The following is a 17,598-nucleotide window of genomic DNA, read 5'->3' on the forward strand; positions in this document are numbered from 1 at the left end:
TAAAAAGCTCTGAATGCATAGGTTAATACTCAATTAGCAACGAGGATTATTTTCATGCTGAAAAAACATACATAGTTTTTTACAACAGTTCTATACAATTTCTAAACCTTGAATTAAATTGCAGCCAAAATCTTCTTTACAATTAATTATTAAAACTAAAATCTGAAACGACATGGGACCATTTGGTGACGATGATGACGATTTTTATGATGACGACCTGTCCGGAGACTTTCCGGCATCGGATGACATTTTTCGTCGTGGCCTGAAAGATGAAGAAATCGATCCTGAATTTTTAGGACGAGAAAAACTGGCTGATGAAGACGTTGACCGCTGGGGAGATAAGGACACTGAGGATGATTTGGCTGACGACGATTCGGAAGAACTCGATTCAGAGCTTGACGACGACGACGACCTTTAATCATATCCGGATCATCTCCGACAAAAAATGACCCATCCCATCGGAGGGTCAATTTTTTTGTCCTTTCAATACAACTATTTGATATCAGTCATCTTTGACCGCGCTGATTTACTACTTCTCTATCCAGTGATTCACCTTGTCTTCAAGTAATTTCAAAGGCACACATCCCGATTCCAATACCAGATTGTGAAAAGCTTTAACATCAAACTTGCTCCCAGATTCCTTTTCTGCTTTCGAACGTAGCTCACGAATTTTCAACTGACCGATTTTATAGGATAAAGCTTGTCCTCCGCCAGCCATGTAGCGCTCAATTTCAGCTGTAATACTTTCTTCAGATTCAGCCTCGTGATCCAAAGAGTACTGTATTGCTTTCTCACGCGTCCAACCTTTTGAATGCAATCCTGTATCCACAACAAGACGAATGGCCCGGTGCATTTCAGCACTGAGCATACCAAAATACTGGTAAGGGTCCGTATACAATCCGAGTTCTTTACCTAACGATTCCGAATATAACGCCCAGCCTTCTCCATATGCACTATACCAAAGATTTTTACGAAAATCAGGAAGATCTTTGTTTTCCTGCTGTAACGAAATCTGATAATGATGCCCCGGAATTGCCTCATGCAGGAACAGACTTTCATCAGACACTACATTATATGTTCTCGCATCAGGAACAGGAACATAGAACACTCCCGGACGAGAACCATCAGCCAGTCCTGGATTGTATTCTGCCGACGCAGATTTTTCTCTGAAGGCCTCAGTCCTTCTTACCTCAAAGGCCGATTTTGGTGTAAGATCAAATAGCTTTTTCAAATTCGGCTTCATTACCTCATGAATCCTGTTGAAATTCGCAATCACCTCCTCAGGTTTCGTAAAGGGCATCAGCTTCTTATTATTCCGTACATCGTTAAAGAAGGCTTTCAGGTCACCTTTGAAACCCACCTGTTCCTTCACCTTTTCCATTTCCGCCGAAATACGGTCTACTTCACGGAGTCCGATCTGATGAATTTCATCAGAAGACATTTCAGTCGTTGTATAATATTTGATAAAATAATCATAAATCGCTTTACCATTTGGCAAAGCATCAAAACCCGAAGTGGATCTACCAGCGGGGAGATATTCTACTTTGACAAATTCGTGTAGCTTTTTAAAGGTCGGGATTACTTTGGCTTCCACCATAGCAGTATACTCCTTCTGTAATCTCTCCTTTTCTTCGTCAGAAAAAGAATCCGGAAAATTTTTAGCCGGTGCGTAAAATAAATGTTCTGTTACAGGACCGTGATCCATTCCTTGCAACTGCGGAATCATCTTTTTAATCAAAGGAGTAGGTAATACATATCCTTCCTTCATTCCTTTTTTCATATTGACTACCGCCGTATCACACCACACAACAAATCCATCCACACGTTTCAGCCAGTTTTCATAATCTTTTACCGTTTTAAATGGCTGTAGACTTGTACCACCAGCCATTTGCGCTACCATCAGATGTGTTGAGAAAATCTGGTTCAAGGGAAGTAATTCTGTCGGGAAGCTTAGTCCTTCAAGATTGATGCTACATTCCCATTGCAACAAATCCCAGCTTACCTTTTCTTCTGCAGATAGTTTTTCCCGATCATACTTTGCAAGTTCAGCTTGGTATTTTTTGTAAAATGCTCTCAGTTTGGCCTTACCTTCCTGTGTCAATTCATCGGACATTTTATCATTGAAACGGTTATCACCATTCATTGTCGCCTCCAGAGGATAAAGCGGAAGGCGCTCTTCATAATAGTTGGCAAATACCTCTTTAACTGGTCTCGCAGCCGTTTCGTCCGTAGAGGATTGTTTACAGGATTGCAGGGCCACACACAGCATAGCCGCAAAAATCACAGATTTAAGCATAGGTTGTTTTTGTAATTGGGTAAAAAGGAAGACTAAAAGGTAAAGCTTTTGCCTGAAATACACAATTCATATCCCTGGCGTTACCTACTGTAGCGGTTTCAAAATTAATTGTAACTTGGGCAACGCATTGTGTTGTTTGAAAAAAATTAAGATACATACAAAATGGATTTTCTTACACTGGTTAAAAATCAGTTTCTCACTGATCTTCGGGAATATCATCCTAATAAGTTGTCACAACCGGAAAAAATGATAGACATTCCTTCTGCATGGAAGGGGTTAGAACAGATTATTGAAGACATCATCCTTCGTTTTGGTCTGGAACGGAATCGTTGTATTGAGTTTGGAGTGGAGTTTGGTTATTCATCTGTTGTGTTCTCCAATTATTTTAAGCACGTCAGGGGCATTGACACTTTTGAGGGCGATGAACATACCACCAACAAGGAAGCCCATTACGAAAAGACCAAGGAATCGCTGCAAAGATTCGAGAATATCGAACTGATCAAATCCGATTACCGCGATTGGATAGCTCATGATCAATCCAGATACGATTTCGCACATGTAGACATCGTCCACAATTATAAAGAGACTTTCGAATGCGGGCTCTGGGCTGCTCAACACAGCGATTGTACCATTTTCCACGATACAGAGAGTTTCCCTGAGGTTAAAAGAGCAGTTATAGATATTGCAAAAAAAACAGGCCATAAAAGCTATAATTATCCTCACCATCATGGATTGGGTATTTTGATAGATCAAAAATCTATCCGTAAAAGGTCAAGAGGAAATGGGTAAAAAAATATTGATCATAGGAAGTTCCAATACCGACATGGTTGTCCAAACAACTTCCTTCCCCAAACCAGGTGAAACTATATTGGGTGGCTCATTTTTAATGAATCCGGGAGGAAAAGGAGCGAATCAGGCGGTAGCGGCAGCCAGGCTGGGAGCTGATGTTCGTTTCATTACCAAAACCGGAGATGACATTTTCGGTCAGCAGGCGATTCAAGGATTTATAAAAGAAGGATTAGATATCTCCTATACCACTGTGACACCAGATTTCGCATCGGGCGTCGCACTGATTACCGTATCAGAATCAGGAGAAAATCAAATTGTGGTTGCATCGGGTGCGAACATGGCTTTAAAATCAGATGATATCCCACATGAAGCATTTACGGAAGTCGATTATGCACTGATACAGCTGGAAATCCCACTCGAAACAGTAGAATTTGCTATAAACAATTGTGTGGAAATGAACGTCAAAGTGATTTTGAATCCTGCACCAGCTGCAAAACTTAGTGATGATTTACTCAAAAAGGTTTATCTGATTACGCCGAATGAAACGGAAACAAACCTGCTTACAGGAATTTGGCCTGACTCGTCCGAAAGAATGGAACAGGCCGCAAAAGTGCTGTCAAAAAAAGGTGTTCAACATGTGCTGATTACGCTGGGAAAGAAAGGCGTATTTGTATACAATGATGACATACAGGAGATAATACCTGCCTTCGAAGTGGAAGCAAAGGACACCACCGCAGCAGGAGATGTATTTAACGGTGCACTCATTACTGCCTTGGCAGAGGGTAAGGATTTGAGGTCTGCCACAGTATTTGCTTCCAAAGCCGCAGCCATTTCTGTCACACGTATGGGTGCCCAGAGCTCAGCACCCTATTTGAAAGAAGTATTATAAACAGTCATGATGATGAAAATACCAGTAATTATAGATTGTGATCCTGGTCATGACGACGCCTTGATGCTCATGCTCGCGTTTGGAAGTGGCAAATTTGATGTGAAGGCAGTAACCACGTCGGCCGGAAACCAGACACAAGATAAAACAATGGGTAATGCACTCAAGTTGTTGACACTCATTGGAGCGACGAACGTTCCCGTTTATCGAGGTGCGGAAAAACCTCTGTTCAGAAACCTGATTATTGCTGACTATGTACATGGTGAAACCGGTTTGGATGGGCCAGCTCTACCCGCTCCCGCCTTTCAGCCTGAGAGCAAATCGGCGGTGGAAGGAATTGCAGAGATTCTTTCAAACTCGCCTGATAAAATCATACTGGTTCCAACCGGACCACTTACCAATATCGCTACTTTTCTGCTAGCCTACCCACATTTGAAAGATCGGATTGAACGTATTTCATTAATGGGTGGCGGCATTTTCAGAGGAAATATGACGCCGCTCGCCGAGTTTAACATTTTTGCTGACCCTGAAGCTGCACAGATTGTTTTTAAAAGCGGTATACCGATCACCATGTGCGGACTGGATGTAACGCATAAAGCGTTGGTTTTCCAGAAAGACATTGAACTACTTCGCTCTGTTGGAAACAATACAGGAAAGGCAGCCGCAGATTTGATGGATTTCTTCTCCATATTTTACAGAGAAAACCGCACGGAGCTCGATGGTGGTGCTGCCCTACACGATCCGTGTGCCATTGCCTGGCTGATTGAACCGGAGATGTTCAGGAGTAAATCCTGCTACGTAGATGTGGAAACCAACGGAACGCTCACGACTGGCACTACTGTAGTAGACTTTTATAATGTGACCGGTAAAGAGCCGAATGTGGAAGTTGTGTATGACATCGACCGTGACAGGTATATACACATGCTTTATGAAGCGATTCGTACTTTACCGTAACCTCACAACAACACTGAAACCTGATCCTCTACTTCACCGCGGGAAGCACGTTGCAAAACTGCATTATTGCCAAAATAGAGAATAATCAATCCACCGATAGAACAGAACGCCATCATGCCCACCATGGGCATGGCGGTATTATTGTGAAGAAAACTTACAATGGCAGAAATGATTGCCCCTGCTCCCATTCTCCAGCTTCCCATTAAAGCTGATGCACTTCCGGTGTGCTTTCTGAAAGGTGCGAGCGAAAGTGCTGAGGTATTCGGGCCAGTTAACCCCTGTCCGGTCAGGAAAATAAACATCATCCCGATGAGCCCAAGAAGGCTGTACCAATTGTTATATACGCCGACAATCAGTAAAATACCAACTATACTTTGATAGATGAGTGTAAACTGAATGATTTCCTGACTCTTGAATTTTTTCAGCAAAAAGTGATTTAGCTGAGTGGAACCAATCATAGCAAAAGCAAGCAAACCAAAAATCCAGCCGTATTGCTGTTCAGTGACTTTATATAAATTCATGAATACATCCGCTGAACCAGATATATAAGCGAAGGGTGCCGCGGTTGCCAAACCACCTGCAAGCGTATAGATCAAAAACTGAGGCTGACTGATTACCGTGTAATAGCTTCCAAGTACAGATTTAGGTTTAAGTGATACACTCTCATCTGGCAATTGCCCTGCCGGAAGAAAAAAGTAAATTCCCGCAATCATCAACGTCACAATGCCAGCAAGAATAATAAACAACCAATGCCAGCTGAAACCAACTGTAACGTATCCGCCCACTGTAGGCGCAATCATCGGTGATACCGCAATCACCAACGTAATCATAGAAAAAACCTCTGCGCGTTTATTAGAAGGAAATATATCGCTCACCAACGCCTGTGAAGCAACCAGACCTACACAACCGCCCATCGCTTGGAAAAACCGCATGGTGATCAGGGAGTCTACCGAAGAGGTAAAAGCACAGCCGATAGAGGCCAAGACATACAAAACAAGGCCTACATACAAAGGTTTCTTTCTTCCGTAACGATCCAGCAACGGACCATAAATCACTTGTCCCAAACATATCCCGATCAGATAGCTCGTTAACGAGAGCTGCACCTTATCAATAGTTGTACCCAGATCCTTCGCTATTGTAGGAAAGCCTGGCAGATACATGTCAATCGAAAAAGGGCTGACCGTAGCCAATGAACCCAATATTAGAATAATGAAAGAATAACGTTTACGACTCATGGATTGAAATAGAACTTAATGTAGCTTTAACGGTTGAAAAAGTGCTTTAAGTTCCTCTTTTTTAATAAGTACAACATTTGTGTAATATAATTATATCGTACAACTTGTCATAACAACAGTTTAGTTCATTGTTAAAATTTCGTGTATTAATAATCCTTCCCGAAATACCACTTTAAATCTGATTACATTTAGAATGTTATTTTGTTAAACTCTAATCCCACAATTGGTTATGAAGGTAGTTTTTGTACTATTATCTTTCTTATTGCTGAATATTTACAAACCGGCGGAGCGTCCGGCGGCTGACATTATTCCGATTTGTCACACGCCTGCAGGTGGTGGTCACGACATGGTTGCACTGGCCGCTGATCCCGCCTTTCAGCAATTGCACGAAGTACCATTACCGTTTCACTACACAGGCGAAGGAGATACCGTTACCTTCCCTGCTCCTGATGGAAAAGATGCTTCCGGCTTCCTTTTAAAATCAACAAAAAAGTCTGACAAATGGCTTTTGGTTTATCAGGAATGGTGGGGACTGAATGACCACATCAAACAAGAAGCGGCAAAGCTTCACAAGGACCTTGGAGACGTGAACGTGCTGGCTGTTGATATGTATGACGGTAAGGTAGGTACCACACGCGAAGAGGCAGGCAAACTAATGCAATCCGCTTCAAAAGACCGACTTACTGCTATACAGAAAGGAGCTATTGATTATGCGGGCAAGAAGGCTCGTATCGCTTCTATCGGATGGTGTTTTGGTGGTATGTTATCATTGCAAAGTGCGATTCTTGAACAGGCACAGTCGGTGGGATGTGTGATGTACTACGGAACTCCCGAAAAGGATATAGCGCGACTTAAAACACTAAAAACGGATGTACTCGGTATTTTTGGTAGTCAGGATCAGGGCATTTCACCGGAAGTGGTGGCTCAGTTTGAAAAAGATATGAAAGCGGCTGGTAAGTCTGTAACAATCAAAATGTATGATGCTGTACATGGTTTTGCAAATCCAAGCAATCCAAAACATGATCCTGTTGCTACTGCGGATGCTTATAAACTTTCGCTGGACTATTTGAAAAAGAAGTTTAAGTAAGGAGCTTATTTGAAGAAACCGATAACCTGAGCCATAAGTTACTGTCGCCTGAGCCTGTCTAAGGGTTGCACATGATTGCTCTTCGATAAGCGGCGGACCGCAAACTCTAGTATAAGAAGATCAGTAGACAACAGATAAATGTACAATAAAACATAGCCTGCTCCGATTTTTTACATCGTGCAGGCTATGTTGTTTTATATCTTCTTAAATACTATTTCTTTGTAACTCTGATCGAAATACGGCGGTTTTTAGCTCTTCCTTCCTCGCTCTCATTCGACGCGACCGGATGCTCTTCTCCATATCCTTCCGATTCCAGACGAGCCTGGTCAATTCCTAAATCTGCCAAAGCTTTTTTGACGGAGGAAGCCCTATCCATGGACAATTTCAAATTAGCAACCGAGTCACCAGTATTATCGGTGTAACCACCCAGCTTCACTTGCACCTTAGGATAGGCCTTCAAAATTTCCGCTACGTTTTCCAGTTGCTCTTCTGACTCAGCTTTGAGTTTATCACTGCCTGTTTCAAACAGCAGGCGATCAAAGTCAAACCATGTTTCTTTGTCGGCAGGCTGGTCAGATTTAATGAATTCAAGCAGTGATGACTCCACCGGATTGCCGGATGCCGCAATGTTCAACCTGGTTCCATTCAAATCCAGCACAGCAGTTTCAACAACAGGGATATTTGCTTCAATGATCTCCTCAATCACTTCATCGCCATGGCTGATCTTTGTCTCTGCGATGTGCGGCGCAATCACCAGCGATACGATGGACATTAATTTAATCAGAATATTCATCGAAGGACCCGAAGTATCTTTAAATGGATCACCTACCGTATCGCCTGTTACAGCTGCTTTGTGCGGTTCCGATTTTTTGTAATATGTTACCCCGTTGATCACTGCCCCTTTCTCGAATGACTTCTTGGCATTGTCCCACGCACCACCCGCATTATTCTGGAAAATACCCATCAATACACCTGAGACTGTCACACCAGCCAGCGTTCCACCCAACACCTCCGGACCAAATAAAAAACCTACAATAACCGGAACCAGTAAGGCAATCAAACCGGGCGCTACCATTTCCCGAATTGAAGCCTCGGTTGAAATAGCAACGCATTTATCATACTCAGGTTTTGCTTTCCCTTCCATGATGCCAGGAATCTCTCTGAACTGGCGACGCACCTCTTCCACCATTTTCATGGCAGCACGTCCTACAGCCGCAATGGCAAGTGAAGAAAAAATGAAGGGAATCATTGCCCCAACAAACAAGCCTGCCAATACATTGGCTTTATAAATGTCAATGGAATTGATGCCTGCCACACCACAGAAGGCAGCAAACAATGCAAGCGAAGTAAGGGCAGCTGAAGCAATAGCAAAGCCTTTTCCCGAAGCAGCCGTGGTGTTGCCAACAGCATCGAGTATATCTGTTCTTCCACGCACCTCTTCCGGCAGATATGCCATTTCCGCAATACCACCCGCATTATCTGCTATTGGACCAAATGCATCAATCGCCAGCTGCATCGCGGTAGTCGCCATCATACCTGCCGCAGCAATGGCAACTCCGTACAATCCTGCAAATTCATAACTGATAAAAATACCCGCCGCCAATACAAGTGTAGGAATCACGGTTGACTCCATTCCTACAGAAAGTCCGCCAATGATATTGGTAGCGTGTCCGGTTGAAGACTGATTTACAATAGATTGAACAGGACGCTTGCCCATAGCAGTATAATATTCAGTAACAGTAGACATAATCGCCCCTACAATTGAGCCCAGCAAAATTGCCCAAAATACGTCTATAGATGTAAATTCCGCCCCTCTGATACTCAGTACGCCTTCAGGTAACATCCAGATGGTAAGCGGATAACTCACTACCAATACCAACAATATAGATCCCCAGTTACCACGGTTAAGCGCTCCCTGTACGTCGCCCTGATCGTTAGTTATACGTACTAATAGCATGCTCACTATCGAGGCAATTAATCCGACACCGGCAATCACCATCGGTAGCAGGATCGGCGCGATGCCACCGAAATGATCCGTTGTCTGAGTAACGATTTCACGACCCAACACCATTGTAGCCAATATTGTGGCTACATAAGAACCGAACAAATCGGCCCCCATACCGGCTACATCACCTACGTTGTCGCCTACGTTATCCGCAATGGTAGCGGGGTTACGTGGATCATCTTCGGGAATTCCGGCTTCCACCTTTCCCACAAGATCGGCTCCTACGTCCGCAGCTTTTGTATAAATCCCTCCTCCTACCCGTGCAAAAAGGGCAATGGATTCAGCTCCCAGAGAGAAGCCTGCCAAAACTTCCAGCACTTTTTCCATACCCAATCCATTCACATCGGTACTATCGCCCACAAAAACAGAATAGAGAATTATAAATAATCCACCTAAACCAATCACTGCAAGACTGGCCACGCCGATTCCCATTACGGAGCCGCCAGTAAACGATACTTCCAAAGCTTTGGTAAGACTGGTTCGTGCTGCCTGAGTAGTTCGCACGTTGGATTTGGTAGCGATATTCATCCCGATGTATCCCGCAAAGGCAGAAACAAATGCACCAATTAAAAACGAAACGCCAATAAATACACTGGAATTTTCAACAAGGGTGCCGGAATAACCCAGCAGAATACTGACAACAATACCGAAGACGATTAAAACCCGCCATTCTGCTTTTAAAAACGCCAGCGCTCCATCGGCAATGGCATCTGCAATTTCTTTCATTTCGGGAGTACCGCTGTCCTGACGAACAACCCATCCTCTTTTAAAAAACATAACCAGCAAGCCAATAATGCCCAACGCCGGAACCAAATACGTAATGTTACTCATGCGCGTTCAATTAATTATGTTAATAGTTGAAAATCACGTAAATATAGAGAATGACACCTCATATCAAAATTCAGAAACCATTATTTTAGATCAATTTCAATGTTTTTTATAAATATTTCACGAAAAATACTTTTATCAAAATCGTCAACAGAACCTAAAATACTGAACAAAAGATAGATGACAAGCTTCCACAGGGCAAATTGCCCTGTGGAAGCTTGAATAGGTATGATTCAAAAATTTAGAAAAATAAAACAGCAGAATCAGCTTTATGATCGCCGCAAGATCTTGAATAACAGTAATGAAGAAAGAAAACCGACTAGTCCGGCGGCAACAGCAAGTAATGTTCCGCCTAAAAAATACTGAACGAAGTTAACATGTATAGATTCCAGGTTCAAATCCGAGATATCAGACAACTGTACGCCGTTCTGGTAGAATAGTCCACCGAATTTGTAACTACCGAAAATGATCAGCGGGATCATCGGCGGAATACTGATATTGGCGGCAGTGAGGAACAGAACCTTATTCATTTTGAAGTAAATGGCTAAGGGAATTCCAACCAATAATTGAAAACCCCATATGGGCACAATTCCCATAAAAAAGCCAAAACCGATCGAAGCTGCTTTACTGATATTAGCTTCTTCAGGTTTTAACGCTTCATCTTTGATCAGTTTCCAAAGACCCTTTTTTTTTACGTACAGAAAAACACGACGTGGCAGATACCATAGCAATGTAAGTGTTACCAGCCAGGTATTGAGTATACTGATTCTTGTAAAATCACGAAAGGGCCGAAAGTGGGAAACCCGCTCATTTTTGTCATAAATAACTCTGATGTTGATCGGAATAATAGCAACATCTTTCCAGGCCAGTTTGACGATTACTTCGATCTCAGTTTCAAACTTAGTAGTAAAAAGCCTGGTTTTTTTTAAAGGTGCCAATGGATAAAGCCGGAATCCGGTTTGAGTATCTGGCAGAGTCAGTCCCGTCTCGAACCAGAACCAAAAATTGGAAAACTTATTACCAAAAGAGCTTTTGCCCGGAACCCCCTCCTGTTGCATGTTTCTGGATCCCATGAGCAATGCTCCCGGATGCGCCAGAGCCGCCTCTATAAAAAGTGGTATATCAACGGGAAGATGCTGACCGTCGGAGTCAATGCTTATTGCATTATCGTAACCCCGTCTGATCGCTTCCTTAAAGCCCTTTCGAAGTGAAAATCCTTTACCCTGATTGGGCTCATTTTTTAATACATGTATACGGTTGGCATAGCCGGCAAGAATACCAGCAGTACCATCTGTAGCGCCATCATTGATGACTATGACATCTTTCGCATCGGCATATTCCAATACGCCTTCAATGACACGTTGCAACGTTTTCTGATTGTTGTAAGTAGGAATCAGTACGCAACAGTTGATATCTCTCAGTGTCATTATGGATGTGATTGTAAAGAATATGTCCGACGAAATCTCAGATATAAGCAAGCTGCGCCTTGAAGAAAGTATGTTCCATGCTCTGGCCTGACGCTACCACTTCAAGCTGCTCACCTTCAGTAAATTTAATTGAAATTGTAAGTGAAGCTGTTTCCTGTGGATTAATGATTTGTAAAAACTTACAAGTCCGCATGACTTTCATTCGCAGTTTACGTTTCAGGAAAACCTGCAGAATCTCTTTCACAATCTCCAGCTGAACCACTCCCGGTGTTACCGGAGCACCAGGGAAATGACCATTATATATCTCATGCTTAGCATTCAAAGAGATTTCTGCCGTAATAAGACCATTATCTTGTGTAATCGCTTGTATGGAAAATAAATCGTTCAGGAACACTTTCTATCTGATTTTAAGAGCTGTCAGCAATTGGCTTTCAGCATGGAGAAACTTTTTCAGGTATACTGATCAAGAGCAGAAAACCATTTTACAATTCTGAAAAAATGCGATCAGCAATTGGCTGATTTATCTTTTCATTGCTGAACTTCATCATGCTTCGGTCACCATCTTTTTGGTAAAATGTCAGATCTTTCAATCTCATACTCGTTTTCGAGAACACAAGATCGATCTGTTTATACATACTTTTCAACCTCTTGTTCACTGGCGTCAAACTAATCTGATAAGCATTAGCACTTTCGGAAACATTTTGACTAAAATCCTTCGAATTCTGAAAATCACCATTCACCAGGCCCAGCATCAGATTACGTATTTGTGCCGCCATTCTCCCTGCCTGCCCTACATTTTTCTCTTTCCCGTTTTCCTGTACGCGCAATTTATCGCCATCAATCAGAATGATATATTTTGTCGGTTTTTGCTGTTCCCAACGCATCTTATCATTTTTTCTGTAGTAAAAAACGCCGGAAGAACGCTGTGGTTCTTTTAATACAGCCATGAATTTTTCCTCTTCAAAGTCAGCCTGAACCGAAGTAGCGGACTCAGAAGATTTTTTTAAGCCTGCCAGAATCTTAGCCGGATCCGACACTGGCTTAAAAGTCTGAGCATGTGCGTCTACCCAAATACTCAGTACAAGAAATAAGAGACAACTAACTTTCTGCATACGCTTTTTTATTGATCACCGCTGGTAACGGTTCGATTGTCAGTTTACGTGTGGCAATGTGTTCAATGATATCGGGAAGCGCCTCACAGGTTACGCTCAGGCGGTCGTGCAAAAGAATGATATCTCCCTTTTTAAGTTTGGAAATCACCTTGTCAATTACCTTATATTTGGTTTTTGCTCGTGTATCCATCGTTCGTAACGACCAACCAATTGATAACAAGCTATTCTCCTTGGTGGCTGCACCGTATCTGGGCGTTGTCACGCCAAATGGCGGACGAAAAAGCAATGGCGTCTTATTGATGATCTGTTCAATGACTTCATTACACTTACTCAAATCTTTCCCCAACCGAGATGAAGAGAAGAATGGCAGAAAATAATGATGACTATATGAATGGTTGGCTACGATATGCCCCTCCTCATCCATTCGCCTGACAATTTCAGGATATTGCTCCGCCTTTTTCCCTATCACAAAAAATGTAGCCTGTATGTTCTTATCTCTGAGAATATCCAGAATCTTCGGCGTACACTTTGGATCAGGTCCATCGTCGAATGTCAATGCAACAGATTTTTTGTTACCTCTGTTAATGGAGTTGATAAAATAATTGGCCTTAATTTGAGATGATCCATACCCAACAATGACCAGATACAGGAATGCAAGAGCTCCAACGACAAACCATAGAAAGCTTGTTTCCAGAAAGACAACGCTACTGATTACAATGGCGGTCAGTACTACAAATGTGACAATATTATGCTTCAATGGATTTAATTAACGTGAGTCCCAGATTTTTTCGATTCATGCAATTACAGATCAACACATTTTTCAGTGAAGTATCCTGCCCGATTTGATCCACCGCATAATGGAGAGCGAACGCCGATGCAGTTGGATATATTCCTGAGTAAACCAGATAATCCTGAATTTTCTCTTCGTCAACGCCCCTTTTAGTAAGATATGCAAGCACTTGTCCGCACGCGTCCAGATCCAGCCCGGAAAACAAAATCAAATCAAGGAACTCAGGCTGAAGATCGTTAGATTTTAAAAAAGAGTCCAGATGCGGAGTCAACTCGTTTACCTGACTAAACGCTTCGACTTCTACCACCTCAGCCAAGGTTCGATCAGATTTTTCCTTTGACAAAACGAAAAACGAGGATCCGGAAGTCATCGTTACTGGCAAGGTAATATCGAGCTCCTGTGCTACCGAATTCAGAAATGGTATATGTTCATCTGCTGCACCTACTAATATATACTCACTCCCTTCTGAAAGCAGCATCATACTATCTATCATAGCATGTTCGAACGACAATGTATTTTGAGTATGTGTCATATTATAGCCATGATTTCCTACACTCAGGGAAATCTGGCCTGCTATGGTATTATGTGTTGACTGAATAAAAGAAGTGGGTGGCAACAAACCTTCCACCGTTAGAAATGTATTCAGAAACTTTTCGGTATCCTGCAGGCATCCCAGACCGGTGCCCACCACGATAGCATCTGGCTCTACATCACCGGCTTGTTGTATACATTCTTTTGCAGAAGCTACAGACATGCGTAGGATTTTACTCATACGCCGAAGCAAACCAGCATCAATATAATCCTTATAATTCGGGCTGATCAGCTCCGTATCTGTAGAAATCGTTTCCAGTGAATCAGAAAAACCTGCGTTTTTAAACGTGGGTTGATGTGTGATACCGGAAGCTGCTGAGATATAGAACAATGTCTTTGTTGATTTTAGAAGGTACTTGAAAATACAATAGAAGAATTGTTTCCACCAAAGCCAAAACTATTGGATAAAACCGAATTGATCTGAAGACCTGTAATAAGCTTACTAACAGGAACCAGTCCGGCTTCTGCAATAGGGGTTTTGAAGTTCAGGCTTGGATAGATCAGGTTATGCTGAATAGCCAGTACCGAAAACACCGATTCTATTGCGCCTGCAGCTGCAAGCGTGTGACCAGTAAAGGGTTTGGTAGAGCTGAATGGCGGAATGGCATTACCAAAGACATTTTTCAGCGCCACAGATTCCGATAAATCGTTGTTTTTTGTCCCAGTACCATGTGCATTCACATAGCTGATATCCTCAGGCTTGATGCCTGAGAGTTTAATGGCTTTCTGAATGGCTAATGTGGCTCCTTTACCATCAGGAGATGAAGCTGTCTGATGGTAGGCATCTGCTGCATTGGCCCAGCCATTTACATAACAAAGTGACTGATTACCAGAGATGGATGTGCTTTTCTCATTCTCAAGCAATAGAAATGCTGCACCTTCTCCCAGATTTAATCCGGTTCGAGATTCGTCAAATGGTCTGCACCAGGCATCGTCGTAAATCATGAGTGATCTGAAACCGGCTATGGTGAAGCTTGCCAACGCATCTGCTCCTCCTACCAGAACACGATCTAATTTATGTTGCTGAATCAGCCTGGCTCCCAGCATAATTGCATTTATACCAGATGAGCATGCGGTAGAAAGCGTATTGATATAACCGGAAATCCCAAGTTCTTTTGCAATTCGTTCAGTAGTAGTACCGCTGTCATGACAAAGTAACGTCTCATAATCCGGATTATTCTTTTTCAGAAAATCTCTGTAAAATCCTTCGCTCCGGTCCATACCTCCCACAGATGTGGCGGAAATGATTCCTGTACGTATATCCGAATGATGCGATGAGTTACCCCAAGCCTCGCGAGCTGCTGACAAGCCTAATAACGAAGTTCTCGATATGTTGGGGTTGGCTATGTTTAATTTATCGATCAGTTCAGAATTGCTGGCTTTCACCTCTCCAACCAGCAATCCAAGACGTTCCTTTAAATACTGAACAGGGGCAATCCCTGATTTTTCTGATTGCAACGAAGCCAGATTATCCCCGACGGTCAATCCAATCGCAGAAACTATACCAATACCTGTAATTTGAACACCCATGAATTAATTATGGTCAGACCTGAGAATTTAAAGAGCAGTCTCGCCTTGTCTATTGCGAATGTAGCCTGCCATGGAATTGATAGATCGAAATGCTTCTTTACCTTCCTCAGGCTTGGTAACCTGAATGCTGTAATATTTTTCAAGCAATACAATGAGTTCCAGTGCGTCTATGGAATCAAGTCCCAGCCCTTGTTCGTCGAACAACAGGGCATCATCATCAATATCTTCAACCTGAACATCTTCAAGGTTCAGCTGTTCAATAATCTGTTTTTTTAAATCCTCTTTCAATCTGTCCATTCGCGGAAAAATATTTTGTAAGTACTAAGTCTAATCCAAACCTGAGAGCTCCCGCAAATGATGCGCAGAATACTCCTCTCCTATCTCCCTGGCCTCTACCAGGAAAACAAAAGCTTCAGGCTTCTCTGCATTGATGTTTATCCATCCACCCAACACTGCTTTCGAATCTGAACTCAAAAGTACGTTAGCATAATTAACGTACCATTCAGCATCAAATTTAGGTAAAACAGCAAACATATTTTCACCGTACCATTTGTTGGCAATGGCTATTTCACCCATTACGATATTGGGGAGGGTGTATACAAACATGGCCGGACTTGGTGTTTTCTGTTCCTGATAGGATTTCTGAAAGCGAATATCACTTTCTGCACTTGCAAACCGGTTGGCAAATACCAATGCAATGTCGTCGTCAGCATATTCAGAAAGCTGATTCGGATGGTTGCTTCTGATCAGTACAGCCGCCAGATAACCTATCTGAGAGAGCATATCCATTTTATAAAACTTTGGATATGTTTGTCCGCTGAACCGATACAATTGCTTTAGCCAGCTATCTTCTGATGTATGATCTGAATGAGCAACCACCTTACCATTAACTGAGCAGGTTTCGGCAGAAATATGACAATATGTTGTTATAAAATTTTTCATTCACGGATAAGCAGGGAGGCATTTCCACCCCCGAAACCCGAGGCAGTTTTTAAGATGGTGTTCAATGAGGCTGATTTGGTTTCGGTAACGATATGAAGCGGTACAGATGTTCCCGGATTATTATAACCCCGGCTTTTAATTAGTTTGCTGTTTCGCATCATTTGTAAACATACAGCCGTTTCCAACACGCCGGCTGCTCCGAGTGTATGTCCAAAATATCCTTTAAAACTATTTAACGGGATCGATGTCATGCCAAGTCTTTCCATAGCTATGGATTCCATTTCGTCGTTGTACAGCGTTCCGGTACCATGCGCTGAGATAAAATCTATCTCATCAGGAGCAACTCCGTTCTTTTCCAAAGTTCTGTTCACACTTCTGTATAAACCTTCACCAGTCCTGGACGGACCGGATATATGGTTGGCATCATTTGCGGATGTTCCCCCCAGTAGTGTATAGGGTTTTTGTTTAAATACGGCTGCGGTATTTGATATCAGAACGGCACTGCAAGCTTCACCCAGTGTCACTCCAGCCCTTTGCTGATCGAATGGCATACAAGGCTTATCACTGATAGCAAACAAAGATTGAAAGCCATATACGACAAAATCTGTGATCACATCGCAGCCAATCACAATGATATGATCGTAAAAACCTGCTTTAATCATATTCCCCGCAGCATTAATAGCCAAAACTCCTGATATACAGGCATTTGAAACAACAACAGGCATATGAATCAGCTTAAACTTCGAAATAAGAGCTTCAAGAATGGATTTGAAAGGATCCTGAATCTGATCATAAAGTCCTCCTTTGGTAGAACTGAGTATAACCAGCGTTCGGTCGGATCGCATGATAGCGCCATCTATCTTCCCCGCTATTGACTCTAACGCCGCAACAACCAGGTTTTCGAAAGATTGTATAGGTTTGAGGTCAGGAATTTTGGCTAAATGGAGATCTGTATTATTAAATCCAGCTCCCGGTAATAGTGAAATTGCAGATAAGTCGGCAACGAGTGCAGAAAAATTCGCTTCCGCAGTATTACCGAGCGGACTGATCATTTCTTCTGCACCTATATAAATCATGATTTTATTAAACCGGATGTGCGACTTGCGCGATTTCAAACCACAAATAT

At 42.5% G+C, this 17,598-nt stretch carries 17 protein-coding genes; 5 read left to right on the forward strand and 12 right to left on the reverse strand.

Features of this window, described 5'->3' with window-relative positions:
• The first annotated feature begins 172 nt into the window (after positions 1-172).
• Positions 173-418 (forward strand): hypothetical protein, encoded by a 246-nt coding sequence (locus AC1XUE_RS06215; RefSeq protein WP_483355070.1) that lies wholly within the window; start codon positions 173-175, stop codon positions 416-418.
• Positions 419-529: 111 nt separating this feature from the next.
• Here the strand turns inward: AC1XUE_RS06215 and AC1XUE_RS06220 are convergent, their stop codons facing one another.
• On the reverse strand, positions 530-2,296 hold the full coding sequence (locus AC1XUE_RS06220; protein ID WP_483355071.1) for a DUF885 domain-containing protein: 1,767 nt from the start codon (positions 2,294-2,296) through the stop codon (positions 530-532).
• 162 nt (positions 2,297-2,458) lie between these two features.
• On the opposite strand from AC1XUE_RS06220, the gene AC1XUE_RS06225 reads away from it, so the two are divergent.
• From AC1XUE_RS06225 to rihA, 3 genes are read left to right on the forward strand one after another with little or no spacing between them, the layout of a single operon-like run.
• Entirely contained in the window at positions 2,459-3,085 is a 627-nt protein-coding gene (locus AC1XUE_RS06225) for a class I SAM-dependent methyltransferase (protein WP_483355072.1), read from the forward strand.
• The gene (rbsK, locus tag AC1XUE_RS06230) at positions 3,078-3,974 is read left to right on the forward strand and encodes a ribokinase (protein ID WP_483355073.1); all 897 of its coding nucleotides are present in this window, start codon (positions 3,078-3,080) and stop codon (positions 3,972-3,974) included. Before AC1XUE_RS06225 ends, rbsK begins: the two co-directional genes overlap by 8 nt.
• Positions 3,975-3,986: 12 nt before the next feature.
• Positions 3,987-4,925, forward strand: coding sequence for a pyrimidine-specific ribonucleoside hydrolase RihA (rihA, locus tag AC1XUE_RS06235; RefSeq protein ID WP_483355074.1), 939 nt, complete (start codon positions 3,987-3,989; stop codon positions 4,923-4,925).
• 2 nt (positions 4,926-4,927) lie between these two features.
• Here the strand turns inward: rihA and AC1XUE_RS06240 are convergent, their stop codons facing one another.
• Positions 4,928-6,160, reverse strand: coding sequence for a multidrug effflux MFS transporter (locus AC1XUE_RS06240; RefSeq protein ID WP_483355075.1), 1,233 nt, complete (start codon positions 6,158-6,160; stop codon positions 4,928-4,930).
• 229 nt (positions 6,161-6,389) lie between these two features.
• Here AC1XUE_RS06240 and AC1XUE_RS06245 point away from each other — a divergent pair, with 229 nt between their 5' ends.
• Positions 6,390-7,247, forward strand: coding sequence for a dienelactone hydrolase family protein (locus AC1XUE_RS06245; protein WP_483355076.1), 858 nt, complete (start codon positions 6,390-6,392; stop codon positions 7,245-7,247).
• 211 nt (positions 7,248-7,458) lie between these two features.
• On the opposite strand, the gene AC1XUE_RS06250 is transcribed toward AC1XUE_RS06245, so the two are convergent.
• The 10 genes from AC1XUE_RS06250 to AC1XUE_RS06295 all read right to left on the reverse strand — a co-directional run bounded on the left by AC1XUE_RS06250 (position 7,459) and on the right by AC1XUE_RS06295 (position 17,548).
• Positions 7,459-10,083: a sodium-translocating pyrophosphatase gene (locus tag AC1XUE_RS06250; RefSeq protein WP_483355077.1), complete on the reverse strand. Its 2,625-nt coding sequence runs from the start codon at positions 10,081-10,083 to the stop codon at positions 7,459-7,461.
• Between the two features lie 266 nt (positions 10,084-10,349).
• Positions 10,350-11,507: a DUF2062 domain-containing protein gene (locus tag AC1XUE_RS06255; protein WP_483355078.1), complete on the reverse strand. Its 1,158-nt coding sequence runs from the start codon at positions 11,505-11,507 to the stop codon at positions 10,350-10,352.
• A 37-nt stretch (positions 11,508-11,544) separates the two neighbouring features.
• Positions 11,545-11,901: an ApeI family dehydratase gene (locus AC1XUE_RS06260; RefSeq protein ID WP_483355079.1), complete on the reverse strand. Its 357-nt coding sequence runs from the start codon at positions 11,899-11,901 to the stop codon at positions 11,545-11,547.
• Between the two features lie 88 nt (positions 11,902-11,989).
• Positions 11,990-12,619 carry a flexirubin biosynthesis/transport protein LolA2 gene (gene lolA2, locus AC1XUE_RS06265; protein WP_483355080.1) on the reverse strand — a complete coding sequence of 210 codons (630 nt, stop codon included), beginning with the start codon at positions 12,617-12,619 and terminating at the stop codon, positions 11,990-11,992.
• The gene (locus AC1XUE_RS06270) at positions 12,606-13,376 is read right to left on the reverse strand and encodes a polysaccharide deacetylase family protein (RefSeq protein WP_483355081.1); all 771 of its coding nucleotides are present in this window, start codon (positions 13,374-13,376) and stop codon (positions 12,606-12,608) included. Before AC1XUE_RS06270 ends, lolA2 begins: the two co-directional genes overlap by 14 nt.
• Entirely contained in the window at positions 13,366-14,331 is a 966-nt protein-coding gene (locus AC1XUE_RS06275; RefSeq protein WP_483355082.1) for a beta-ketoacyl synthase chain length factor, read from the reverse strand. Before AC1XUE_RS06275 ends, AC1XUE_RS06270 begins: the two co-directional genes overlap by 11 nt.
• A gap of 14 nt (positions 14,332-14,345) precedes the next feature.
• Positions 14,346-15,530 (reverse strand): beta-ketoacyl-[acyl-carrier-protein] synthase family protein, encoded by a 1,185-nt coding sequence (locus tag AC1XUE_RS06280; RefSeq protein ID WP_483355083.1) that lies wholly within the window; start codon positions 15,528-15,530, stop codon positions 14,346-14,348.
• 27 nt (positions 15,531-15,557) lie between these two features.
• Entirely contained in the window at positions 15,558-15,827 is a 270-nt protein-coding gene (locus AC1XUE_RS06285; RefSeq protein WP_483355084.1) for a phosphopantetheine-binding protein, read from the reverse strand.
• A 30-nt stretch (positions 15,828-15,857) separates the two neighbouring features.
• Positions 15,858-16,472, reverse strand: coding sequence for a hypothetical protein (locus AC1XUE_RS06290; RefSeq protein WP_483355085.1), 615 nt, complete (start codon positions 16,470-16,472; stop codon positions 15,858-15,860).
• Positions 16,469-17,548 carry a beta-ketoacyl synthase N-terminal-like domain-containing protein gene (locus AC1XUE_RS06295; protein ID WP_483355086.1) on the reverse strand — a complete coding sequence of 360 codons (1,080 nt, stop codon included), beginning with the start codon at positions 17,546-17,548 and terminating at the stop codon, positions 16,469-16,471. Before AC1XUE_RS06295 ends, AC1XUE_RS06290 begins: the two co-directional genes overlap by 4 nt.
• Positions 17,549-17,598: the final 50 nt, after the last annotated feature.

The sequence above is a fragment of the Dyadobacter sp. HNCC25DJ187 genome, assembly GCF_056895255.1.